Raw genomic sequence first — 22597 nt, forward strand, 5'->3', positions numbered from 1 at the left:
AATAGCGTTTTTCCGGGCGCTGGTGCCCGTGCCCGTGCCCCCGCCCGCTCCTCCCCCCGTGCCTTCTGCGCCGCCAACGCCGCCAGCGCAGCCCAAGGCGCCCCCAGCACGCCTGAGGCCCAAGCCCGCCCCGGCGGCGGCAAAAGCCCCGCCCCGCCGTCCGAGTTTTATGCAGCGGTCCGGTCCCGCGCCGAGCGGGTCCTGATCTACACCTTACGCGTGTGGGCGACAATAAGGGCGGCGGGGTATGACACCCTCGCCGCCCTTGGCATTTCCGCCCCCACCCACGCCCGCAAACTTGCAAAAAACTTGCAAACCGGCGCTCGCATAGTTTCGCAAGTTGGGGGTTTTCAAGGGGTTAGCGTCGCAAGTTTTTTGCAAGTTTGGGAGATTTTTGCCCCTCTGGTCTCGCCCGCCAGCCGCTAACCCATTGATTTAATTGGCGCGCCCTGCAGGGCTCGAACCTGCGACCTGCCGCTTAGAAGGCGGCTGCTCTATCCAGCTGAGCTAAGGGCGCGGCGCGATTCAGAAGCGGCCGAACTCCAGCTTGTCGAAGCGGAAATTGTCGGCGTAGTTCTTGGGCGGGGCCGGCTTCCTGGCGGCCGGGTCGGCGACCTGGAAGTCCAGGCCCTTGCGCCGGGCGAAGGCCACCGCCTCCTCCAGGCTGGCGAATTTCAGGCGGACCTGCTGGGTGGTGTCGTCCGAGCCCAGCCAACCCATCAGCGGATCGGCACGCTTCGGCGCCGCCGGCTCGAATTCCAGCACCCAGGCCTTGGCGTTGCCCCGGCCCGACTGCATGACGGTCTTGGCCGGGCGGTAGATACGCGCTTGCATCGGCGGCGTCCTCGCTGCTTGGAAACTCCCCACACCGGGACCTACACTTACCCGTAAAGGCGGGGCAAGACAAGGGTGGAGGGGGGCCGCGGCGGCGAGGGTCGAACCTGCCCTAGTGTCCTGCCCCCGAAATTCGTATAGCGAATTTCGGGGATAAGCCGGCCACTACAGTGTTGAATTGTGTGGTGATTCTGAAATTCGCATAAGACTGCGAATTTCAGAATCACCACACTAGACCAGGTCATCCAGGCCGACACGCAAGGCGGCGGCGAGCGCCTTCAGGGTCGCCACCTTGCCCTCGCGCTGGCCACCTTCGATCTGCGACAGGAAGGCCGGGGAGATGCCGGCGGCATCCGCCAGGTCGCGCGGTGTCATTCCGCGCAATTCGCGCCACACCCGGACGGGGCTTTCTCCGGTCATCAGGCGGGTGGCGAAGGGCTCGGGCACCAACTCGTCTTCGCCGGCCGCGAGGCGGCGCCGAGCCTCGTCATAGGCGCGCAGATCGGCGGCATCCTCGGCCGCGCTGACCAGCCGCTGGTATTCGTCCAGGGGGATGACAGCCAACTCCTCGCCGGCCTGGGTCTTGATGATCTGAGGCTGGCCCATGCTGTCCTCTCAATCGTAAATGCCGCCGCGCGGGCCGATTTCAAGGACGGCGACAACGTTGCCGTCCTCATCGAAGATCACCCGCCAATCGCCCACCCTCAGGCGGTAGCCGTCGCGTCCCTGCAGCTTCTTCACGTTGTTGGCCTGCGAGGCCGGGTCGGCGGCGTACTGCTCGACCTTGGCCCGGATGCGCGCGGCCTCGTTGGCGGGCAGCCTCCGCAGGGTCCTGAGGGCCGACTTGCTGTAAGCGACCGCCTTCATGGCCCGACGATAGCAAAATGCTAACGTCAGTCAATGACAAATTTGCGATTCGCTAACGCCGCTCGCCATTCCCGAGGGGGGGGGGGGGACATCCCGGATGTTGGCCAGGGACCCGGCCGTGGCGCCTGCCGGAAGCGGGCGAAACAAGGCGTTCAGGTGGTCGGGGCGAGAGGATTCGAACCTCCGGCATCCAGCTCCCAAAGCTGGCGCTCTACCAGGCTGAGCTACGCCCCGTGGCGCGGAAGCTAAGGGGTTTCGCGCCCCGATGCAAGATCGCGGGCCAACCGACAACGAGCAGAGCCGCCACGCCTTGGGCGATGTCGGGGGCATTCGCCGTGTGCGCGCATGGCCGCCGACGCCCGGCGTCGCCATGTCAGACCGGCCGCACCGTCCCATCGGGAGAGCGCCCATGATCGCGACCGGAATTGCCGTCCTGGCCCTGGCTCCGACCGCGATCGTCGCGGCGGACTCCATCTGTGCCCCGCGCGAGGTCCTGCTGGCCTCGCTGTCGCGGGAGTACACCGAAGCGCCCAAGGCCATCGGCCTGGCCAACAACGGCGCCGTGGTCGAGCTGCTGACCGCCCCCGACGGCGGCACCTGGACCATCCTGATGACCCGTCCCGACGGCACCTCGTGCGTGGTTGCCGCCGGGGAGGCCTGGGACACCCTGCCGCAGGTGGCCGGCGGCGACGGGCTTTAAAACCCGCCGAACAGCCGGTGGCGCACCCGGTCGCCCGGCCTCAGGCCGAGGCGGTGGGCGGTGCCGCCGTTGATTTCCAGCACCGCCCGCACCGGCTCGCCGGGGCCGATGGCGGCCAGCGAGTGCGGCACCGTGCGCTCGGCGATGAAGATGACGCGGCCGTCGGCGGCGATGAACAGCATGTCCAGCGGGATCAGGGTGTTCTTCATCCACATGGCGACCGGCTGGACCCGGCCGAAATCGAACAGCATGCCGCCCTCGGCGGGCAGGCGGTCGCGGAACATCAGCCCTTGCGCCAGCTGTTCGGGAGTCGCCGCGACTTCGACCTCGAACGGGTGGCGGGCGCCGGCTTGGCTGACGATCTCGATGCGGTCGCGGCCGAACTCCGCCGCCGTGGCCGCCAGGGACGTTGCCGCCAGCACCCACGCCAGCAGGCTTGCCGCCACCACCGCCAATGTCCGACGCCGTCGCATCTCGTCTTCCTCCGCGCGCCCCATGGTGGAGCCATTTCAGCGGTGGCCGCAAGTCCGGTCGGGGCACCTGCGACTTTCGTCCTATTACGCACAGGGCGTCGCACCCTCCGCAGAGGTCGCCCGCAGGCTGCCGCCCCCCGGAGTCCGGGCCGTTCCCGCACCGCGAAGAGGGCGGCAATCCTCGATACCCGGGGTTCGTATAAAATTTTATACAATTGCCCCACAAATATCCGAAATGGTCTATGCAAATATGCATAAAACCGCGCAGGGTGATCTTCCTGTACGAAAAAGAAATTGAGAGTGCTATATTGTCTTTGCGAATTGAGAGGGGAACTTCCCGCCATCGTCCGCACACAATCTGCCGGGGGCCCTTCCCGCCCATCCCCAGCCCCCGCAGGGGAAACGCCGCTCGATCAGGGCGGCGTTTCTATTTGACGGCTACAGGTACCGGACAACCAGGTAGATGTTGCTGATGGCGATGGACAGCAGCATCAGGCCGAACGCCACCTTCATGAAGGGAATGAAGCGCACCGGATGGCCGGCGCGCTCGGCCAGGCCGGCCACCGTCAGGTTGGCCGAGGCGCCCACCAGGGTGCCGTTGCCGCCCAGACAGGCGCCCATGCTCAACGCCCACCACAGCGGCTCGATGTTCTCCGGCCCGCCGAAGGTCGGGGCCATGGACTTGATCAGCGGGATCATGGTGGCGACGAAGGGAATGTTGTCGACCACCGCCGACAGGATGGCCGAAACCCACAGGATGGCGATGGCGGTCACCTTCATGTCGCCGCCGGTGGCCGATACCAGCAGATCGGCGGCCAGGCCCAGCAGGCCGGCGGCGTCGACGCCGTGCACCACCACGAACAGGCCGATGAAGAAGAAGATGGTGATCCACTCGACCTCGCCGAAGATGTGGTGGACTTCGTGCGACTGCTCCTCGGCATTCTTGCCCAGGCTGTAGAACAGCATCAGCAGCGCCGCGCCGAACAGGGCGATGGTGCCCGGCTCGAGCCCGATCGGGTGGGCGAAGACGAAGCCGGCGATGACCAGGGCAAGCACGAACAGGGCCTGCTTGAGCAACTTGTGATCGGTGATGGCCTCGGCTTCGGAGAACCCCATGACCCGGGCGCGGGCCTCGGCGCTGGCATGCAGCCGGGTCCCCCACATCAGGTGGAACAGGCCGGCGGTGACCAGCAGGATCACCACCACCACCGGCGCCAGGTTGTAGACGAACTGATTGAAGGTCAGCCCGGTCGCCGAGCCGATCAGGATGTTGGGCGGATCGCCGATCAGGGTGGCGGTGCCGCCGATGTTGGAGGCGAAGATCAGCGCCACCAGATAGGGCCACGGCTTGATCTTGAGTTCCTCGGTGATGACCAGGGTGACGGGGACCACCAGCAGCACGGTGGTGACGTTGTCGAGCAGCGCCGAGAACACCGCGGTGACCATCTGCAGGGTGAACAGGATGCCGGCCGGGCTGGCGTTGACCTTCTTGGCCGCCCACACCGCCACGTACTGGAACACGCCGGAGCGCCGGGTGATGGCGACGATGATCATCATGCCGGTCAGCAGGGCGATGGTGTTGAAGTCGATGCCGCGGATGGCGGCTTCCTGGTTGAGGACGCCGACCAGCACCATGGCGCCGGCCCCCAACAGGGCGACGATGGCGCGGTTGATCTTCTCGCTCATGATGACGGCGTAGGTGGCCACCAGGATGAAGGTGGCGACCGCCATGGCGTTCAGGCCGAAGACGACGTTGGGGACCCAGGCGACGCCGTGCATCACGCCGCCCCCCGGACATGGGCCAGCGCGCTTCCGGCGGTGACCACGCCCACCAGCTTGCCGGATTCATCAACCACCGGCAGGAAGGCGTCGCCGCGGTAGAGCAGCAACAGCGCCTCGACCAGCGGGGTCTCGCCGCGGACGGTGCGGTGGGGCGCCAGATGCTTGCCGACCAATTCCTTGCCCAGCGCCTCCAGGCGGGTCCTGAGATCGGCCTGCCCTTCGCCGACGAAGGCCAGGTCGCCCAGATCCTCGCCCAGGCGGGCCGCCCGCGGCAGCATCAGCGCGATCAGCTCCTTCGGGCCGAAGACACCGGCGAAGTGCCCCTTGGCATCGACCACCGGCAAGGTGGCGAAGCCGTGGGCGGCCAAGGTCGCGACCGCCTCGGCGACGGTTGCCGACTTGACCAGTATGGCCGGTGGCGGGGTGATGATGGCGTGACAGGACATGGCAGGGCCGTACCATTTATGAGGAACGGCCGATATTGCACCGCGAATGCGCGAGCTTGCAAGGGTCGCTCAGCCGGGGCGGCGCGCCCTCGCCAGCACCACGAAGCCGGCCAATGCCGCCGCCAGCGACCCGGCCAGGACGCCGGCGCGGGTCTCGGCCACCGCCGTGCCTTCGGGGAAGGCCAGGCTGCCGATGAACAGGCTCATGGTGAAGCCGATGCCGGTCAGCAGCGCGACGCCGTAGAGATGGCGCCAGGTCACGCCGTCGGGCAACGTGGCCACCCCCAGCCGGATCGCTCCCCAGGCGAAGCCGGCGACGCCGATCTGCTTGCCCAGGAACAGCCCCAGGGCGATGCCGAGGAAGACCGGATCGACCAGCAGGCCCATCCCCAGCCCGGCGAAGGACAGCCCGGCATTGGCCAGCGCGAACAGCGGCATGATGCCGAACGCCACCCACGGCAGCAGCGCGTGCTCGAGGCGCTGCAGCGGCGAATGGTCGCCATCGGCGGGGATGGTCAGGCCGAGCACGACGCCGGCGATGGTGGCGTGCACCCCGGAATGCTCCATGCAGACCCACAGCGCCAGCCCGATGGTCAGGTAGGGCCACAGCGCCCTCACCCCCATGCGGTTCAGCCCGAGCAGGATGGCGGCCAGCAGGGCGGCGGCGCCCAGGGCCGGCCAGGACGGCGCGCCGGCGTAGAACAGGGCGATGACCACGATGGCCCCGAGGTCGTCGATGATGGCCAGCGCGGCCAGGAAGACCTTCAGCGCCGCCGGCACCCTGGTTCCCAGCAGGGCCAGCACGCCCAGGGAAAAGGCGATGTCGGTGGCCGAGGGAATCGCCCAGCCCCGCGCCAGGGCCGGATCGAAGCCGACGACCGCCAGGTAGACCAATGCCGGGACCGCCATGCCGCCCACGGCGGCGGTCGCCGGCAGCAGCACCTGCGCCGGCCGCGACAATTCGCCGCCCCGCATCTCGCGCTTGATCTCCAGCGCCACCAGCAGGAAGAACACCGCCATCAGGCCGTCGTTGATCCAGTGCAGGACCGACAGATCGATGGCGAAGGTGCCGACGCCCACCGCCACATGCGCCGCCAGCACGCGCTCGTACCAGCCGGCGGCGGGGGAATTGGCGACGGCCAGGGCCAGCACCATGGTCGCCATCAGGATGATGCCCGAGGCGGATTCCTGGCGCACGAAGGCCCGCATCGCATCGGCCAGGGGCAACAGGGGGCGCTGCAGCCCGTTCATCGTCAACTCCTTGCCCGTTCTCGCACCTCTTCCAAAGAGGATCGGGCGGCGCGGCGCTTTTTCAACCTCTTTCCGTCCGGTAGCCCGACATCAGTTGCGCCAGTTCCACCGCCGTCTTCACCCCCATCTTCTCGAACACATGGGCGCGGTGGACCTCGACGGTGCGCATGGTGATGCCGAGATCGTCGGCGATCACCTTGTTCATGCGCCCGGCCAGGATGCGCTCCATCACCTGGGCCTCGCGGGCGGTGAGCGCGGCGATGCGGGCGGCGAGGGTGGCATTGCCGGCCTCCTGCTGGCGGCGGCGGGCGCCCCAGGCCAGGGCCTCGATGACGCGATCGACGAGATCGTTGTCGTTGAACGGCTTCTCGACGAAATCCATGGCGCCCTTCTTCAGCGCCGAGACCGCCATGGGCACGTCGCCGTGGCCGGTCAGGAAGATCACCGGCAGGTGCGACGACGCCTCGCGCAGGCGGTCGAACAGGTCCAGCCCGCTCATTCCGCCCATGCGGATGTCGAGCAGCAGGCAGCCGGGCAGGTCGGGATGCCAGACCGCCAGGAACTCCTCGGCCGAGGCGAAGGTGCGGGCCTCGACCCCGCGCGAGCGGAACAGCCAGGCCAGGGCGTCGCGGATGGCCTCGTCGTCATCGACGATGAAGACGGTTTCGCTCATGCCGCCACCTTCAGCGGCAGCGAGAAGCGGAACACGCTGCCGCCGCCCAACCGGGGCTCGAACCACAGGCGCCCCTGGTGGAATTCGATAATGGACCGGCAGATGTTCAGTCCCATGCCCATCCCCTCCTCCTTGGTGGTGTAGAATGGCCGGAAAAGGTTGTCGGCGGCCTCGGGCGCCACCCCCGGGCCGCGATCGGCGATGCTTATCACCGCCTGGCCGGGTTCCACCGCGACGTGGATGCTGAGCGCATGGTCGCGGCCCTCGCCCATGGCCTCGATGCCGTTGCGTGCCAGGTTCAGCATGACCTGCTCCAGCAGGATCGGATCGGCATCGACCTCGGGCTCGCCCGGGGCCAGATCCACCTCGAGCCCGACGCCGCGGCGCCGCGCGTCGATCTCGATGAAGCCGACGCTGTCCTCGACCACGCGGTTGAGCGAGCACGGCCGCAGCCTCGGCTCGGACTTGCGCACGAAGTCGTGGACCCGGCGGATGATCTGGCCGGCCCGCTGGGCCTGCACTCCCAGCTTGGTCAGCGCCTCGCGCAGCTCGCCGGGATCGAAGCGCTCGGCCCCCAGCCGGTTGAGGCAGCCGGTGGTGTAGCTGGCGATGGCCGACAGCGGCTGGTTGAGTTCGTGCGCCAGGGTCGAGGCCATCTCGCCCATGGTGATCAGGCGCGCGGTGCGCTGCAGCTGCTCCTGCTGCTGGCGGGTGGTCTCCTCGGCCCGCTTGCGTTCGGTGACGTCCAGCACCGACGCCATCCAGCCGGTGTGACGGCCATCGGCGCCGATCAGCGGCGCCTCGTAGACCAGCGCCCAGAAGACTTCGCCGCTGCGGCGCCGGAACTGGATCTCGAAGCCGTCCGGCGGGGCGTCGCCGGCCATGACCCGGCGGTGCATCTCCATGGTGGCGTCCATGGCCTCGGGCAGCCAATAGGGCATGGGCGGCTCGGTCCCCACCAGTTCGGCCTCGGTCCACCCGACCATGCGGCAGAAGGCGGGGTTGACGTAGGTGATGCGTCCGTCCAGGTCGCGGGCGCGCATGCCGACGGTAAGCGAATCCTCCATCGCCTTGCGGAAGGCGTGCTCGGCGCGCAGGTCCTGCTCGGCGGCCAGGCGGCGGCGGACCTGGCGGCGCACCATGCCCAGGCTGGACAGCGCCAGCAGCGACAGCGCCAGGATGGCGGCGGCAAGCAGGTTGCGCGCCAGGTTGGGGGCGCTGCGGTAGACGGTGGCGACCACCGCCACCCCCTGCCCCGGCGGCTCCAGCCGGACCTGGTGGCTGGGACCCGGCTCGGCGACCGCCACCTGGGTCTTGGCGGCCAGCGCCGCCCCGTCGGCATCGACGATCTCGACCTTGTACTTCTCGGCCACCCACCACGGCACCAGGTGGGTGAGGATGCCGTCCAGGGGGAACACCCCCACCACCATGCCGGCGAAGCGGCCGCCGCGGTAGACCGGCTGGTGCGCCTCGACCACCACCCCCAGGCCGGGCACGGCGAAGGGCGCCGACCACGCCACCCGCCCCAGCGAGCGGGCCATGGCGAAGGCCGGCCACCACGGCGCCTGCTCGCCGATGCCGCCGGTGGCCTCGCCGGGCGGAAACGACTCGGCCCCATTGCCATCGGCGTCGCGCAGGATGACGCGGCGGATTTCAGGATTGTTGGCGAGCAGGGCGCGGCCCTCGGCCTCGAGCACCGGACCGGCGGCGCCGCGGCGCTCGAGATCGGCCGCCAGCTGGGCCAATTTCTCTTCGTCCGAAACCAGATGGAAGTGGATGTTCTGTTCGACCCAAAGAATATCCTTGATGAGGGCGAAGCGTTCCTCTTCCACTTCGCTGCGGTGCAGCATCCACAGCAAGGCGACCAGAAGCATCGCCACCATGGCCATGGCAATGGCGGGCATGGCCTGCAAGGTAGACGGGCTGCGCTGGCCGTATGGCATCTTGTCCCCGAGGGCCGGTGTTCGGATTTCCACAATAGCCGACCGGGCGAAACTTTCGAACAATCGAAAGCCGTTTAACATGCGTATCTTTCTGGGAGGAGAACGCTCATGAATTTCCGCACCTTCGTCGGCTGCCTGGTGGCCGGTGTCCTTGCCGCCGGCGGCGCCATGGCGCAGCAGGCCCAGCCCATCGTCATCAAGTTCAGCCACGTGGTCGCCCCCAACACGCCCAAGGGCAAGGCCGCCGAGATGTTCAAGAAGCTGGCCGAGGAGCGCACCGGCGGGAAGGTCAAGGTCGAGGTCTACCCCAACTCCCAGCTCTACAAGGACAAGGAGGAGATGGAGGCGCTGCAGCTCGGCGCGGTGCAGATGCTGGCCCCGTCGCTGGCCAAGTTCGGTCCGCTGGGCGTCAAGGAATTCGAGGTCTTCGACCTGCCCTACATCTTCCCGTCCAAGGACGTGCTGCGCTCCGTCACCGAGGGCCCCGTGGGCCAGGACCTGCTGAAGAAGCTGGAGAAGAAGGGCATCCGCGGCCTCGCCTATTGGGACAACGGCTTCAAGATCCTGAGCGCCAACAAGCCGATCAAGGCGCCGGAGGACCTGAAGGGCCTCAAGCTGCGCATCCAGTCGTCCAAGGTGCTGGACGCCCAGATGCGGGCGCTGGGCGCGCTGCCGCAGTCGATGGCGTTCTCCGAGGTCTACCAGGCGCTGCAGACCGGCGTCGTCGATGGCACCGAGAATCCGCCCAGCAACATGTTCACCCAGAAGATGCATGAGGTGCAGAAGCACGCCACCCTGACCAACCACGGCTATCTCGGCTATGCGGTCATCGTGAACAAGAAGTTCTGGGACGGCCTGCCCGCCGACATCCGCGCCGTGCTGGAAGGCGCCATGAACGAGTCGACCCGTTTCGCCAACGCCATCGCGCAGACCGAGAACGACGATTCCCTGGCGGCCATGAAGGCCTCGGGCAAGACCGACTTCTACGCCCCCAGCGACGCCGAGGTGCTGGCCTGGCGCAAGGCCCTGCTGCCGGTCCACAAGGAGATGGAAGGCCGCGTCGGCAAGGAGACCATCGAGGCGGTCTACAAGGAAGCCGCCAAGCTGGGCTTCAAGAACTGATCGCCTGACCTGACCATGGGGGCGCCCCGCGGGGCGCCCCAGCTTTATCCGCCCCCGGAGCACCCATGCTGAAAGCCCTCGACCACCTCGAGGAAGCGTTGATCGCCTTCCTCATGGCCGCGGCGACGACCATCATCTTCGTCGCCGTCATGCAACGCTACGCCGCCGGCGTGCCGTTCCTCTACGATTACGTCCACCACATGGACTTCTCGTGGGCGCAGGAGCTGTGCATCATCATGTTCGTGTGGATGGCCAAGTTCGGCGCCGCCTACGGCGTGCGCACCGGCATCCATGTGGGCGTCGATGTGGTGATCAACCGCCTCGAGGACCGCATGCGGGGCAGGTTCATCGTCTTCGGACTGCTGTCCGGCGCGCTGTTCACCGGCACCGTCGCCCTCATGGGCGGTCACTTCGTGTGGGAGAACGGCGCCCATTACAGCATCTTCAACGCGCTGGGGATCGCCGGCGAGGAGCTGTACGAGGGCCCCACCACGCCGGACCTGGAAGCCCCCACCTGGATCGTCTATTCGGCCATCCCGCTGGGCTCGGCGCTGATGTGCTTCCGCTTTCTGCAGGTGTGCCTGAGCTTCATGAAGACCGGCGAGCTGCCGCACCACGACCACGGCCATGTCGAGGGTCTGGAGGAGGACGAGACCGATCCGCAGCGGGCCGCCCAGGACATCAACTGGTACGAGATGGACGACGGGCTGCACCCCAAGGACCTCGCCCACCATCGCGGCGAGAGCGGCGACCCGTCCCTGGACGGCCACGGCACCAACAGTTCCGTCCCGGTCACCCCGGACGATTGGGAGGGCGGCGACGCCTCCGCCAAGGCCGAGGAGGACCGCCGATGAACGCAGCCATCATCTTCGGGCTGCTGCTGGCCCTGATGCTCACCGGCATGCCGATCTCCATCTCGCTCGGCCTGACGGTGCTCACCTTCCTGTTCACCATGACCGAGGTGCCCATCGAATCGGTGGCGCTGAAGCTGTTCACCGGCATCGAGAAGTTCGAGATCATGGCGATCCCGTTCTTCATCCTGGCCGGCAACTTCCTGACCCATGGCGGCGTCGCCCGGCGCATGATCAACTTCGCCACCGCCATGGTCGGCCACTGGCACGGCGGACTGGGCCTGGCCGGCGTCATCGCCTGCGCCCTGTTCGCCGCCGTGTCGGGCTCGTCGCCGGCCACCGTGGTGGCCATCGGCTCGATCATCCTGCCGGCCATGGTCAAGCAGGGTTTCCCGCGCAAGTTCGGCGCCGGCGTCATCACCACCTCGGGCGCGCTCGGCATCCTGATCCCGCCGTCGCTGGTGATGGTGATGTACGCGGTCGCCACCAACACCTCGGTCGGCGCCCTGTTCATGGCCGGCGTCATCCCCGGCCTGATGCTGGCCACCTTGCTCGGCGTCACCACCTGGTGGATCGCCCGCAAGAACAACTATCCGCGGCTTGAGCGGGCGACCTGGGGCCATCGCCTCAAGACCCTGCGCGAGGCGATCTGGGGCCTGGCGCTGATCATCATCGTCATCGGCGGCATCTATTCGGGCATCTTCACCCCGACCGAAGCCGCCGCCATGAGCGCGGTCTACGCCTTCATCATCGCCGTGTTCGTCTACAAGGACATGCCCTTGCGGGGCGTGCCCAAGATCCTGCTGTCCTCGGCCAGCATGTCGGCGATGCTGCTCTACATCATCACCAACGCGGTGCTGTTCTCGTTCGTGCTGGCCAACGAGAACATCCCCCATGCCATCGCCGACTGGATCGTCGCCAAGGAGCTGGGAATCATCGCCTTCCTGCTGGTGGTCAACGTGCTGCTGCTGGCCGCCGGCAACTTCATGGAGCCCAGCTCGATCGTGCTGATCATGGCCCCCATCCTGTTCCCGGTGGCCATGAAGCTGGGCATCGACCCGGTCCATTTCGGCATCCTGATCGTGGTCAACATGGAGGTCGGCATGTGCCACCCGCCGGTGGGCCTCAACCTCTATGTCGCCTCCGGCATCACCAAGATGGGCATCAGCGAACTGACCGTGGCGGTGCTGCCCTGGCTGATGACCATGCTGGGCTTCCTGCTGCTGGTCACCTACTGGCCGCCCTTGTCCATCTGGCTGCCCACGGTACTGGGCATGATGTAGCCCGCCTCGCCATCCCCGGGCCGCCCGGCCCGGGGATGCGCACTGCCTACACCTGGCAGGTCGCCAGGTGGACCAGGAACTGGCCGATGTGGTGGTGGGGATCGGTGCCGAATTCCTTGCGGAACAGGGCGTCGTCGGCCGGCGCGAGTTCGGTCAGGCCGTGGAACATGGCGTGGAAGAAGGCGCAGAATTCGCGGTTGCCGAACACCCTGGGTTCCTCGCTGCGATCGACCTCGCGCACCACGAAGCTGCTCTGGCCCAGGCTGACGGTGGTCGGCGTGTACTGCATCAGCTTGATGAACCAGTCCTTGCGCAGATCCCAGCGCTTGAACGATTCGGCGATGCGCACCAGGGTGTGCCACAGGATCAGCTTGGCCTGCTCGTCGCGATAGAACGCTTCCCAGGTGAAGTCGTCGTCCAGCTCGGCCTTGGTGGCGGTCGCCAGCTCGACGCAGCGCTCGCCGTAGATCTCGGCCTCGTCGCCGAGCACCAGGTGCAGGAACGAGAAGATGTTGGGCAGGATGGCGCGATCCAGGGTGCCGTCGATCAGCAGCGGCTTGATCTGGTGCACGATCAGCCGGCCGAAGGCGTTGGTGCGCTTGCTCTCCAGCTTCTCGTTCTCGATGATCTCGACCAGCTCGTCGTAGGCGCGGCGGTAGAACTCGTCGAATTGCGGCGAGTTCTCCAGCCCGGCGATGATCTCGGTGAGAGCCGGCACCGGCAGGGGATCGCCCTGGCGCGCCAGACCGATGGCGGCCTTGAAGGCATCCAACACGTGATTGGTGGTCCGGCGCAGCAGTTTCGGCCCGCGAGAGCCCATGGGTCTTCTCCCTAACCCCGACTCCCGACTATACCGGCGTGTCCGTTAACCGAACATCAACGCGGGTCTAACCTTGCAGCCAGTAGCTGAGAACCGCGCTGACCGCCTGCGGCTGTTCGATGGCCGACAGGTGGCCGCACTGGCCGATCCGCACCAGCCTGGCGCCGGGGATCAGCGCCGCCATCTCCTCGGCGCGGTCGGGCGGGGTCAGGGTGTCGTCGCGGCCGACCACCACCACTGTCGGACACGAGATGCGCGGCAGGCCGGGGCGCGAATCGGGGCGGTGCATGATGGCGGTCTGCTGGCGGATGAAGGCCTCGGGGCCGACCGCGCGGGCCATATCGACGAACAGCCCGCCGACCCGCTCCTGCGCCGCGCGGTCGGGATGGACCATGATCGGCAGCAGCGCCGGCGGCACCTTGTCGAAACCGCCGGCGCGGGCATTGGCGATGGCGTCCCGGCGCCGCTCGGTCTGCTCGGCGGTGTCGGGGCGGGCGGCGGTGCTGACCAGGGCCAGGCGCTCCACCCGCTCGGGCGCCCGGCGCATGATCTCCATGGCCACGTAGCCGCCCATGGACAGCCCGGCCAGGGCGAAGCGGTCGGGGGCCGCCGCCAGAACCCGCTCGGCCAGGCCGGCCATGGTGTCGTCGGCGGTCAGATCGGCCACACTCACCTCGGCCTGCTCGGCCAAGGCGTGGCGCTGGTGCGCCCACAGGCGTTCGTCGTTGAGCAGGCCGGGCAGCAGGACCAGTGCGGTCATGGCGTCCTCCGTTACTTGATGAGCCTGGAGATGTCCTTGAACTCCGGCGTGCCGGCGCGATGCAGCCACTCGAACGCCACCATCTCGACGGTGACCACCTCGATGCCGTTGGCCGCCATGCGCTCCAGGGCGGCGCGGTGGTTGGCGCTGTCGCGCGACGAGCAGGCATCGGCGACCACGAACACCTGGTAGCCGGCGGCCTTGAATCCCAGGGCCGATTGCAGCACGCAGACATGGGCCTCGATGCCGGCGATCACCAGATGGTCGCGACCCAGCCCGTCCACCCGCTCCTTCAGGGCGGGCTCGGCGGCGCACGAGAAATGCAGCTTCTCGACCACCGCGCCGTCGGGCACGTGCTCCCTCAGCTCGCCCATGGTGCGCCCCAGCCCCTTGGGGTACTGCTCGCTGACCAGGACCGGCAAACCCAGGCGGGCGGCGGCCTTGAGCAGGATGGTGCAGCCCTTGTAGACGGCGCGCGCATCGGCCATCACCGGGGCAAGGTTCTCCTGGACGTCGACGATCAGAAGAGCGGAACGGCGGGCATCGATCAGCATGGCGGGCTCCCTTTCCAGCCGCAAAAGCGTATCCTACCGGCAACACCCAGCCAACCCCGCAGAGGGTGGGCGTCCTGGGCCGTTGACAGCGGCGCTTTTGCTTCTATTATCCCGCCTCACATGACTGAAACTACCCCAACCGCCTCCTTCGCCGATCTTGGCCTGAGCGAGGAACTGCTCGCCGCCGTCGCCGCTTCCGGCTACACCACCCCCACCCCGATCCAGGCCCAGGCCATCCCGGTGGTGCTGATGGGCCGTGACGTCTTGGGCTGCGCCCAGACCGGCACCGGCAAGACCGCCAGCTTCACCCTGCCGATGATCGAGATCCTGGCCGCCGGCCGGGCCAAGGCGCGCATGCCGCGCTCTCTGATCCTGGCGCCCACCCGCGAACTTGCCGCCCAGGTCGCCGACAACTTCGACAAGTACGGCAAGAACCACAAGCTGAACAAGGCGCTGATCATCGGCGGCGAGTCCATGAGCGACCAGGTCGCCATTCTGGACCGCGGCGTCGACGTGCTGATCGCCACACCGGGGCGCCTGCTCGACATGTTCGAGCGCGGCCGCATCCTGCTCACCGACGTCAAGGTGCTGGTGATCGACGAAGCCGACCGCATGCTCGACATGGGTTTCATCCCCGATGTCGAACGCATCGTCTCGCTGCTGCCCAAGATCCGCCAGACCCTGTTCTTCTCGGCCACCCTGGGGCCGGAAATCCGCCGCCTGGCCGACGCGTTCCTGATGAACCCGAAGGAAATCACGGCGTCGGCGCCGTCCTCGGCGGCCACCACCATCGAGCAGAACCTGGCGGTGGTCGAGGAGATCGACAAGCGCGAGACCCTGCGCCATCTGATCCGCATCGAGGAGGTGAAGAACGCCTTCATCTTCTGCAACCGCAAGCGCGACGTCGATGTGCTGTTCCGCTCGCTGAAGAAGCACCATTTCGACGTCGTCCAGCTGCACGGCGACATGGCCCAGCCGGCCCGCCAGGAAGCCCTGGGCAAGTTCAAGTCGGGCGAGGCCAGGCTGCTGGTGTGCTCGGACGTGGCGGCGCGCGGCATCGACATCAAGGCGGTCAGCCACGTCTTCAACTTCGACGTCCCCATCCACGCCGAGGATTACGTCCACCGCATCGGCCGCACCGGCCGGGCCGGCGAGACCGGACGCGCCTTCACCATCGCCACCCCCGACGACGGCCGTTTCGTGGTCGCCATCGAAAAACTCCTGGGCGGCGAGATCGCGCGCATCGAGGTGGAGGGCGTTCCCGCCCTGGCCCTCGACCTCGACTCCCGCAAGCGCGGCCGCGGCGGCCGCTCTGCCAAGGGCGAAGACCGCGAGCGCAGCGGCGGCAGGTCCCGCAGCCGCGAGGGCAGCTCCGAACGGCCCGAACGCGCTCCCCGCGAACCTCGTCCCGAGCGTGAACCCCGCGCCGAGCGTGAGGCCCGTCCCGAGCGTGAACCCCGCGCCGAGCGTGAGGCCCGTCCCGAGCGCGCCCCCCGTCCCGAGCGTGAAGCCCGGCCCGAGCGTGAAGCCCGTCCCGAGCGCGCCCCCCGTCCCGAACGTGAAGCCCGGCCCGAGCGTGAAGCCCGGCCCGAACGTGAAGCCCGGCCCGAACGCGGCCGTGACGAGCGCGGTGGCCGTGGGCGCGAGCGCCGCCGCCGCTTCGACGAATTCGGCATCGGCGAGATGAACCACCGCGACGACGCCATCGGCTTCGGCGAGTTCCTGCCCGACTTCATGGCCCGCGCGGTGCCGTTGCCCAAGCCGCGGACCAAGGCCGAGCTCAAGGCCGAGGCCGAGGCAGAGGGCGAAACCGAGGACTGACCGTCCCGTGTTGAATTGTGTGGCGTGTCTGAAATTTGCATAATGCCGCGGATTTCAGACCCACCACACCAGGGAGGCCCCCCATGCAGACCATCTTCGTCATGGTGAAATGCGAGCCGGGGCGGGCCTATCAGGTCGCCGACGAGGCGGTGGACATCGAGCAGGTCTCGGAAGTCCATTCCATCTCGGGCCAGTACGACCTGATGATCAAGTGCTTCCTGGAATCCGGCCAGGACATCGGCCAGTTCGTGGTCGAGACGCTGCAGAAGCTGCCCGGCATCAAGGACACCTTCACCATCATCGCCTTCAAGGCGTTCGGGTAATGCCCGCCAGCACCCGGGAAGCCAGCGCCGCCGCCAGGCCTTCCGACCGGGCGGCGAAGCCCTCCAGCGCACTCCGCACGTCGTCCATGTCGCGGGCGTTGACGGTCAGCCCGACCAGGGCGGCATTGGCCAGCACGCCGGCCATGGCCTTCTCGCGCACGCTGTCGTCGCGCCCGGCCACCGCCAGCAGCGCCTGCAGTTCGGGCTCGGGCATCCAGCCCGCCAGCAGGCCGGCGACGCGCTCCACGTAGCGGGTGTCGCCGGTGGCGAGGAACGCCATCCACAGCATGTCCACATGGACCGGATGGGTCGGCGCGAAGGCGGCGAAGTCGGCGCCGTCCCTGTCCATGCCGCCGGCCGCCGCCGCGCCGGCCAGGCGCTCCATCAGGCGCTGACGCTGGGGGTGGTGGCTGTAGTTGAGGGCCTGCGCCGCCACCTCGACCTTGACCGCGTCGCCGCCGCGCACCGCGTCCACCAGCGCCGCCGCCGCCGCCGGCGCGCCGTCCATCACCAGCGCCAGGAACACCGGCAGGGTCAGCACGGTTTCGGCGCGCCAGCGCCCCGGCACCACCGGCTCGGCGGCGAACAGCGACACGACGGCCAGGGGATCGCGGCTGCGGCGATAAGCCAGCACCGCAGCCTCGAAGGCAGAGGAGGAAGGGTCCATGGCCTCTCTATAGCAGCCAGCTGGCGGTCAACGCCAGCAGCCCGGCGGAAATCACCCCGGCCATGGCCAGCAACACCCGCAGAGCCATCAGCCCGCCGCACAGGGCGCCCACCAGCGCCGCCTTGACCCCGGTATTGACGAAGGCGGCGATGGTCACCGCGGTGGCGGCCACCGCCAGGGCGGTGCCCCTGCCGCCCATCTGGCTCATGGACAGCGCGATGGCATCGACGTCGGCCAGCCCGGCCGCGCCCGCCAGCAAATAGAGGCCGGTCGAGCCGATCCAGCCCTGGGCCAGCTTGGAGGCCACCATCACCACCGCCAGCAGGGCGGCGAACTTCACCGCCATGCCCAGCTCGAAGGGATTGGACAGGGTCATGGCGGCCGGCCGCCCCTCGTCGACGCGGCTGCGCCACAGCAGCCAGGTGGCGACCAGCCCGGCCGCCGCCATCGCCCCCAGGATGGGCGCCACCCGGTACCCGAGCGGCTGATTCAGCAGCAGCACGATCACCCCCAGGCGCACGTACATGGTGGTGTTGGCCAGCACCGTGCCGGCCGCCAGCAGGGCCTGCATGCCGGGGCTCTGCTTGCCCATGCGGGCGAAGGACACGGTCAGCGCGGTGGACGAGGCCAGACCGCCGAACACGCCGGTGAGCAGGCTGCCGATGCGCGGCCCGGCGATCTTGATGGCGAAATAGCCGACGAACGAGATGGCCGCCACCATCACCACCAGCAGCCACAGCTTGTAGGGGTTCAGCACCTGGTCGGGGCCGTAGCCCTGGTCGGGCAGCACCGGCAGCAGCACCACCGAGATCAGCAGCAGCTTGATGGCGGCCCGCAGCTCGAGCCGTTCCAGGCGCTGCAGCCAGGCGTGCAGCACGTCCTTGGACCCCAGCAGCGCGGTGGCGACCACGCCGCCGGCGGCGGCGGCCGTGCCCTCGCCCATGGCGGCCAGGGCACCCAGCGCGAAGGCGGTCAGCTCGGCCACCTCGGTGGTGAAGCCGATGCCGGGATCGGGGCGCGAGCGGACCAGATAGGTGGCGACCACCAGCGCCCCCATGGCGACGAAGCCGGCGGCCAGCGGCAGCGGCCCGGACTGCGCCGCGAACGAGCCGGCGATGCCGCCCAGCAGGCCGATCAGGGCGAAGGTGCGGATGCCGGCGGCGCGGCGCCCCTCGGGCGCCTCGCGCTTGTCCCAGCCGCGCTCGACGCCCATCAGCAGGCCGATGGCGAGGGCCAGCCCGAGACGCTGGAACAGGTCCAGGTGTTCCATGGCTCCTCCGCGATACGGGGTCTGGTACAGTTTCGCACGGATGGACCGGCGACGAAAATCCCCTTCGCACGCATGGCCGGGCAAGGCATCATCGCGAGTGTCCAGGACGGAGGCGCCCATGTACAGCACCCTGGCGAGCTTCCTCGCCCACGCCGTCGCCCTCGAGACCGAGGCCGGCGAACGCTACCGCGAACTGGCCGACGTCATGGAGGTCCACAACAACCCCGAGGTGGCGGTCCTGTTCCGCCGCATGTCCGAATTCTCGGCCATGCACGCCGCCGAGGTCACCGCCCGCGCCAGCGCCCACGGCCCGCTGCCGCGCCTGAAATCATGGGAATTCAAATGGGAGACGGCGGAGCCGCCCGAGGTCGGCGACAGCGCCGACGCCCATTACCGCATGACGCCCCGCCACGCCCTGCAATACGCGCTGGCCAACGAACGCCGCGGCTGGGAATTCTACAACCGCGCCGCCACCCACGCGCCGCAGCCCGAAATCCGCGACCTCGCCCGCGACTTCGCCGACGAGGAAGCCGAGCACGTCCGCACCCTGGAACAGTGGCTGGAGGCGACGCCGCCGCCGGACCACGACTGGGCCGACGACCCCGACCCCGCCAACGTGGTGGATTGACGGCGGGCTATTCCCGTCCGCGGTTGGCGAGCTTGATGGCCAGCACGGTCAGCGACATGGCCAGCGTCAGGATATTGGCGATGATGATCGGCCACGCCCCCAGGATGAGCCCGTAGACCAGCCACAGCGCCACGCCGGCCGAGAACAGCGACCACATGGCGGTGGAGATGTCGCGGGTGCTGCGGGTCTTCAGGGTCTTCGCCACCTGCGGCACGAAGGCCAGGGTGGTCAGCGTCGCCGCGACCGAACCGACCAGGTCGGCCGGGATCATGGCCCGGCCAGGGAACGGATGCGGGCGGTGTTCCAGCCCTTGGCGCCTTCCACCAGGACGTCGGCAGCGGACAGGCCGTCGCCCTCGATCTCGAGCAGGACGCGGGTGCCCAGCACCAGGGTGATCTCGCCCGACCGGGTGATCGGGTCGTAGCGCATCAGCGCCTCGTCGGCGCCCACCTTGACCCGCTTGACGTTGGGCTGCGCCGCGGTGGCGGCCGGATTGGCCAGCAGCGCCGCCGCCGCCTCGACGGCGGGGCTGTCGAGGATCAGCGAGGCGTTGAGGGTGGATTCGTTGTGCGTATAGGCGCGCGACACCGACAGCCCGCCGCCGACCTGGCCGAGGCCCTGGACCTCGGGCTTCTCGGCGGTCCAACCCGGCGGCGGCGGCGGCATGGTCTCGGCGAAGGCGCGCCCCAGCCGCTCGTGCACCTGGGTCAGCACGGCGTCCAGCTCGCGCGCGGTCCTGGGCAGGTCGCCCCTGGCCCACGCCGCCTTGGCCGCGTCGAGGCGGGCCGGGACGTCGTCGGCCGCCGCCGCCGCGCCCACGGCAATCGCCATCGACGTTCCGGCCCATGCGGCCAGGACCAAAGCCATCACCACCCGCTTCACCGCCATGGCGCCCTTCCCGGTATCGCTGCGGCAGCGACCTTAGCGCCGCCCCGCCGCCGCGGCAAGGGTGCGCAGGGGCGGGGGTTCTGCTAGGGTGGGGCGCGTGAACCTGGTCTTCTTCCTTCTGGTCCTCAGCGCCTTCGCCACCGCCGCCGCCGCGGAATGGAGCGGCGCGGCCGGGGCCATGGCGGCTTTGTCCGACGCCACCCTGAAGGCGGCCGAGGGGGCGGTGCCGCTGGCCCTCGGCCTGGTCGGGGTGATGGCGCTGTTCCTCGGCCTGATGAAGGTGGCCGAGGCCGGCGGGCTGCTCAGCGCCATCGCCCGGCTGCTGGCCCCGGCGCTCACCCGCCTGTTCCCCGAGGTGCCGGCCGGTCATCCGGCGCTGGGGGCGATGTCCCTGAACATCGCCGCCAACATGCTGGGCCTGGGCAACGCGGCGACGCCGTTCGGCATCCGCGCCATGGAACAGCTGGAAACCCTCAATCCCCGCCCCGGCACCGCCACCAACGCCCAGGTGCTGTTCCTGGCCATCAACACCGCATCGGTGACCCTGCTGCCGACCAGCGTCATCGCGCTCCGGGCCTCGGCCGGTTCCGCCGACCCGGCGGCGGTGGTGGCGCCCACCCTGATCGCCACCCTGGCCTCGACCGTGGTGGCCATCGCCGCCGCCCGCCTGCTGCAGGGCCGCGCCGATCCGCGCCCCCCACCGGCGGAACCGTCATGCGCGGGACCGGCGCCCTATCCCGGCTGGGTCGGCCTGGCCGCCCTGCTGGCGGTGCTGGCGCTGGTTCCGGTCACCATCGTCTGGGGCCGCACGCTGGGTCCCTGGATCGTGCCGGCGCTGGCGGTGGGTCTGCTCGGCTACGGCGTGGCGCGCAAGGTGCGGGTCTACGAGGCCTTCGTCGAAGGCGCCGCCGAGGGCTTCGCCATCGCCGTGCGCATCATCCCCTATCTGGTGGCGATCCTGGTGGCGGTGGGCATGCTGCGCGCCTCGGGCGCCATGGCGATGGCGGTGGAGCCGCTGGCCCGGCTGCTGGCCCCGCTGGGGGTGCCGGCCGAGGCGCTGACCCTGGCGGCCATGCGCTCGCTGTCGGGATCGGGCTCGTTCGGGCTGCTCGCCGCCTACATGAAGGACCCGGCAATCGGCCCCGATTCGGCCACCGGCATCCTGCTGGGGACCCTCTACGGCTCGAGCGAGACCACCTTCTACGTGCTGGCGGTCTATTTCGGCGCGGTCGGCATCCGCCGTTTCCGCCACGCTTTGGCCGCCGGGCTGCTGGCCGATGCCGCCGGGCTGGCGGCGGCGGTGGCGATCTGCGCCGTTCTCTTCGCTTGACCTGCCTGAACCAAAGCACTACGCCTTCGGCATGGATGAGCTTCTCAACATCGAGGCCCTGTCGGCCCTGTTCCAGGTGATCGCCATCGACGTGGCGCTGGCCGGCGACAACGCCATCGTCGTCGGCATGGCGGCGGCGGGGCTGAGCCCCGATCTGCGCAAGCGCGCCATCTTCGTCGGCATCGTCGTGGCGGCGGTCATGCGCATCGTCTTCGCCGCCTTCACCATCCAACTGCTGCAGATCGTCGGGCTGGTCTTCGCCGGCGGCCTGCTGCTGCTGTGGGTGTCGTGGAAGCTGTGGCGCGAGCTGCACCACGGCGGCGGCAGCGACGAGGAAGAAGCGGCCATGGCCGGAACCGGCCGCACCACCTTCCGCCAGGCGGTGTGGAACATCGTGATCGCCGACGTCTCGATGTCGCTCGACAACGTGCTGGCGGTGGCCGGCGCCTCGCGCGAGCACGAGCTGGTGATGGTCATCGGCCTGGCGCTGTCGGTGGCGCTGATGGGCCTGGCCGCCAATTTCGTCGCCGGACTTCTCAATCGCTACCGCTGGATCGCCTATGGCGGCCTGGCCATCATCCTGTACGTGGCGCTGTCCATGATGTGGGAGGGCGGCCACCAGCTGGTGGCTATGGCTTCGGCCTGACCATCAGCCAGGGCGCCGGCGGCACCTCCGCGGCCCAGCCGGCGGCCCAGGCGTCGGCGCGCCGCTCGGCCAGGGCAATGTCGGCGGCGGCCACGGCGCGCGCCATGTCCCGCCCCCGGCGATCGCGATCGGGCGGCCGGCCGGCCCGCTCCGCCGCCACCTGGACGGGACGCCACAGGGTCCGCGCGGTGCCCGCCAGGACCGGGTTGCCGCAGCCGGCATGAACCGCGTCGAGCCACGGACCCGAGCGGTCGGCCAGCAGGCGCAGGGCGGCGCGCGCCGCCGCATCCATGCGCTCGGCCGCCAGATGGGCGCACAGGGCCTCCGTCCGGGCCAGGGCGTCGAACAGGTGGCGGGCGGCCTCGTCGATCACCACCGCGCCGCAGAAATTGGCATGCGACACCAGGCCGGTGGCGGTCAGCAGGCGCAGCGCCTCGCGCACCGGGGTACGCGACACGCCCAGGCGTTCCGCCTGGTCGATCTCGTCGAGGCGCAGGCCCGCCGGCAGTTCGCCCGCCACGATCTCGGCCGCCATCTGCAGCCAGCACAGCTCGGCCAGGGTCGGCTTGTCGGCGACCAGCTTGCGCCGAGCCCGGCGGGTATGAATGTTCGTTGATACGTTGCATACCATCATGGCTTATACGTAACACAGCCATGCTCTCTTG

At 69.0% G+C, this 22597-nt stretch carries 26 protein-coding genes and 2 tRNA genes; 9 read left to right on the forward strand and 19 right to left on the reverse strand.

All coding sequences use genetic code 11. The annotated features are described in order from the left end of the window. Positions 1-440 precede the first annotated feature (440 nt). From MTBUT4_RS02310 to MTBUT4_RS02330, 5 genes are all read right to left on the reverse strand, one after another. Positions 441-517: transfer RNA gene (locus MTBUT4_RS02310), tRNA-Arg, on the reverse strand. 8 nt (positions 518-525) lie between these two features. Next, positions 526-834, reverse strand: coding sequence for an ETC complex I subunit (locus tag MTBUT4_RS02315; protein ID WP_173978051.1), 309 nt, complete (start codon positions 832-834; stop codon positions 526-528). 231 nt (positions 835-1065) lie between these two features. Continuing rightward, positions 1066-1440, reverse strand: a complete 375-nt coding sequence (locus MTBUT4_RS02320) for a helix-turn-helix domain-containing protein (protein WP_173978052.1) — start codon at positions 1438-1440, stop codon at positions 1066-1068. A 9-nt stretch (positions 1441-1449) separates the two neighbouring features. Continuing rightward, positions 1450-1701 (reverse strand): type II toxin-antitoxin system RelE/ParE family toxin, encoded by a 252-nt coding sequence (locus MTBUT4_RS02325; RefSeq protein ID WP_173978053.1) that lies wholly within the window; start codon positions 1699-1701, stop codon positions 1450-1452. A gap of 157 nt (positions 1702-1858) precedes the next feature. Then, positions 1859-1935 (reverse strand) — tRNA-Pro (locus MTBUT4_RS02330). A 175-nt stretch (positions 1936-2110) separates the two neighbouring features. On the opposite strand from MTBUT4_RS02330, the gene MTBUT4_RS02335 reads away from it, so the two are divergent. After that, positions 2111-2401, forward strand: coding sequence for a hypothetical protein (locus MTBUT4_RS02335; RefSeq protein WP_173978054.1), 291 nt, complete (start codon positions 2111-2113; stop codon positions 2399-2401). On the opposite strand, the gene MTBUT4_RS02340 is transcribed toward MTBUT4_RS02335, so the two are convergent. From MTBUT4_RS02340 to MTBUT4_RS19775, 6 genes are all read right to left on the reverse strand, one after another. Next, positions 2398-2874 (reverse strand): DUF192 domain-containing protein, encoded by a 477-nt coding sequence (locus MTBUT4_RS02340; protein ID WP_173978055.1) that lies wholly within the window; start codon positions 2872-2874, stop codon positions 2398-2400. The genes MTBUT4_RS02335 and MTBUT4_RS02340 overlap by 4 nt on opposite strands. A gap of 438 nt (positions 2875-3312) precedes the next feature. Beyond that, on the reverse strand, positions 3313-4653 hold the full coding sequence (locus MTBUT4_RS02345) for an SLC13 family permease (RefSeq protein WP_173978128.1): 1341 nt from the start codon (positions 4651-4653) through the stop codon (positions 3313-3315). Then, complete coding sequence (locus tag MTBUT4_RS02350) at positions 4653-5102, reverse strand: HPP family protein (RefSeq protein ID WP_173978056.1); 450 nt, start codon at positions 5100-5102, stop codon at positions 4653-4655. The genes MTBUT4_RS02345 and MTBUT4_RS02350 overlap by 1 nt, the downstream gene beginning before the upstream one ends. Positions 5103-5171: 69 nt before the next feature. Beyond that, positions 5172-6329 (reverse strand): Na+/H+ antiporter NhaA, encoded by a 1158-nt coding sequence (nhaA, locus tag MTBUT4_RS02355; RefSeq protein WP_173978129.1) that lies wholly within the window; start codon positions 6327-6329, stop codon positions 5172-5174. Between the two features lie 85 nt (positions 6330-6414). Further along, on the reverse strand, positions 6415-7026 hold the full coding sequence (locus MTBUT4_RS02360; RefSeq protein WP_173978057.1) for a response regulator transcription factor: 612 nt from the start codon (positions 7024-7026) through the stop codon (positions 6415-6417). Then, on the reverse strand, positions 7023-8930 hold the full coding sequence (locus tag MTBUT4_RS19775; protein WP_305792097.1) for a PAS domain S-box protein: 1908 nt from the start codon (positions 8928-8930) through the stop codon (positions 7023-7025). The genes MTBUT4_RS02360 and MTBUT4_RS19775 overlap by 4 nt, the downstream gene beginning before the upstream one ends. A 147-nt stretch (positions 8931-9077) precedes the next feature. On the opposite strand from MTBUT4_RS19775, the gene MTBUT4_RS02370 reads away from it, so the two are divergent. The 3 genes from MTBUT4_RS02370 (at position 9078) to MTBUT4_RS02380 (ending at position 12225) form a co-directional block, all read left to right on the forward strand. Next, on the forward strand, positions 9078-10091 hold the full coding sequence (locus MTBUT4_RS02370; RefSeq protein WP_173978059.1) for a TRAP transporter substrate-binding protein: 1014 nt from the start codon (positions 9078-9080) through the stop codon (positions 10089-10091). A gap of 65 nt (positions 10092-10156) precedes the next feature. After that, a complete protein-coding gene (locus MTBUT4_RS02375) occupies positions 10157-10945 on the forward strand; it encodes a TRAP transporter small permease (RefSeq protein WP_173978060.1) in 789 nt (262 codons plus the stop codon). Then, positions 10942-12225 (forward strand): TRAP transporter large permease, encoded by a 1284-nt coding sequence (locus MTBUT4_RS02380; RefSeq protein ID WP_173978061.1) that lies wholly within the window; start codon positions 10942-10944, stop codon positions 12223-12225. The genes MTBUT4_RS02375 and MTBUT4_RS02380 overlap by 4 nt, the downstream gene beginning before the upstream one ends. A 46-nt stretch (positions 12226-12271) precedes the next feature. Here the strand turns inward: MTBUT4_RS02380 and MTBUT4_RS02385 are convergent, their stop codons facing one another. The 3 genes from MTBUT4_RS02385 to MTBUT4_RS02395 form a co-directional block, all read right to left on the reverse strand. Further along, complete coding sequence (locus tag MTBUT4_RS02385) at positions 12272-13045, reverse strand: hypothetical protein (protein WP_173978062.1); 774 nt, start codon at positions 13043-13045, stop codon at positions 12272-12274. Between the two features lie 67 nt (positions 13046-13112). Continuing rightward, a complete protein-coding gene (locus tag MTBUT4_RS02390; RefSeq protein WP_173978063.1) occupies positions 13113-13805 on the reverse strand; it encodes an alpha/beta fold hydrolase in 693 nt (230 codons plus the stop codon). Positions 13806-13816: 11 nt separating this feature from the next. Next, on the reverse strand, positions 13817-14359 hold the full coding sequence (locus MTBUT4_RS02395; protein WP_173978064.1) for a hydrolase: 543 nt from the start codon (positions 14357-14359) through the stop codon (positions 13817-13819). Positions 14360-14479: 120 nt separating this feature from the next. Between MTBUT4_RS02395 and MTBUT4_RS02400 the strand changes: the two genes are divergently transcribed. After that, positions 14480-16180, forward strand: coding sequence for a DEAD/DEAH box helicase (locus MTBUT4_RS02400; RefSeq protein ID WP_173978065.1), 1701 nt, complete (start codon positions 14480-14482; stop codon positions 16178-16180). A gap of 83 nt (positions 16181-16263) precedes the next feature. Then, positions 16264-16503: an Lrp/AsnC ligand binding domain-containing protein gene (locus MTBUT4_RS02405; protein ID WP_173978066.1), complete on the forward strand. Its 240-nt coding sequence runs from the start codon at positions 16264-16266 to the stop codon at positions 16501-16503. Here MTBUT4_RS02405 and MTBUT4_RS02410 read toward each other — a convergent pair. Together MTBUT4_RS02410 and MTBUT4_RS02415 are read right to left on the reverse strand one after the other, a co-directional pair. After that, the gene (locus MTBUT4_RS02410) at positions 16487-17170 is read right to left on the reverse strand and encodes a hypothetical protein (protein ID WP_173978067.1); all 684 of its coding nucleotides are present in this window, start codon (positions 17168-17170) and stop codon (positions 16487-16489) included. The two genes, MTBUT4_RS02405 and MTBUT4_RS02410, sit on opposite strands and share 17 nt — an antisense overlap. A gap of 7 nt (positions 17171-17177) precedes the next feature. Continuing rightward, positions 17178-18440 carry an MgtC/SapB family protein gene (locus tag MTBUT4_RS02415; RefSeq protein WP_173978068.1) on the reverse strand — a complete coding sequence of 421 codons (1263 nt, stop codon included), beginning with the start codon at positions 18438-18440 and terminating at the stop codon, positions 17178-17180. Positions 18441-18558: 118 nt separating this feature from the next. Here MTBUT4_RS02415 and MTBUT4_RS02420 point away from each other — a divergent pair, with 118 nt between their 5' ends. Beyond that, entirely contained in the window at positions 18559-19068 is a 510-nt protein-coding gene (locus MTBUT4_RS02420) for a ferritin family protein (RefSeq protein WP_173978069.1), read from the forward strand. Between the two features lie 7 nt (positions 19069-19075). Here the strand turns inward: MTBUT4_RS02420 and MTBUT4_RS02425 are convergent, their stop codons facing one another. After that, complete coding sequence (locus MTBUT4_RS02425; protein WP_173978070.1) at positions 19076-19339, reverse strand: SemiSWEET transporter; 264 nt, start codon at positions 19337-19339, stop codon at positions 19076-19078. Then, a complete protein-coding gene (locus MTBUT4_RS02430; protein ID WP_254434701.1) occupies positions 19336-19956 on the reverse strand; it encodes a hypothetical protein in 621 nt (206 codons plus the stop codon). The genes MTBUT4_RS02425 and MTBUT4_RS02430 overlap by 4 nt, the downstream gene beginning before the upstream one ends. A gap of 97 nt (positions 19957-20053) precedes the next feature. Here MTBUT4_RS02430 and MTBUT4_RS02435 point away from each other — a divergent pair, with 97 nt between their 5' ends. Continuing rightward, on the forward strand, positions 20054-21286 hold the full coding sequence (locus tag MTBUT4_RS02435) for a nucleoside recognition domain-containing protein (RefSeq protein WP_173978071.1): 1233 nt from the start codon (positions 20054-20056) through the stop codon (positions 21284-21286). A 31-nt stretch (positions 21287-21317) separates the two neighbouring features. After that, the gene (locus tag MTBUT4_RS02440) at positions 21318-21932 is read left to right on the forward strand and encodes a TerC family protein (RefSeq protein WP_173978072.1); all 615 of its coding nucleotides are present in this window, start codon (positions 21318-21320) and stop codon (positions 21930-21932) included. On the opposite strand, the gene MTBUT4_RS02445 is transcribed toward MTBUT4_RS02440, so the two are convergent. Then, on the reverse strand, positions 21916-22566 hold the full coding sequence (locus MTBUT4_RS02445; protein ID WP_173978073.1) for a GntR family transcriptional regulator: 651 nt from the start codon (positions 22564-22566) through the stop codon (positions 21916-21918). The genes MTBUT4_RS02440 and MTBUT4_RS02445 overlap by 17 nt on opposite strands. Between the last annotated feature and the right edge of the window lie 31 nt (positions 22567-22597).

The sequence above is a fragment of the Magnetospirillum sp. UT-4 genome (assembly GCF_902729435.1).
In the GTDB taxonomy this organism is placed as follows: Bacteria; Pseudomonadota; Alphaproteobacteria; order Rhodospirillales; family Magnetospirillaceae; genus Magnetospirillum.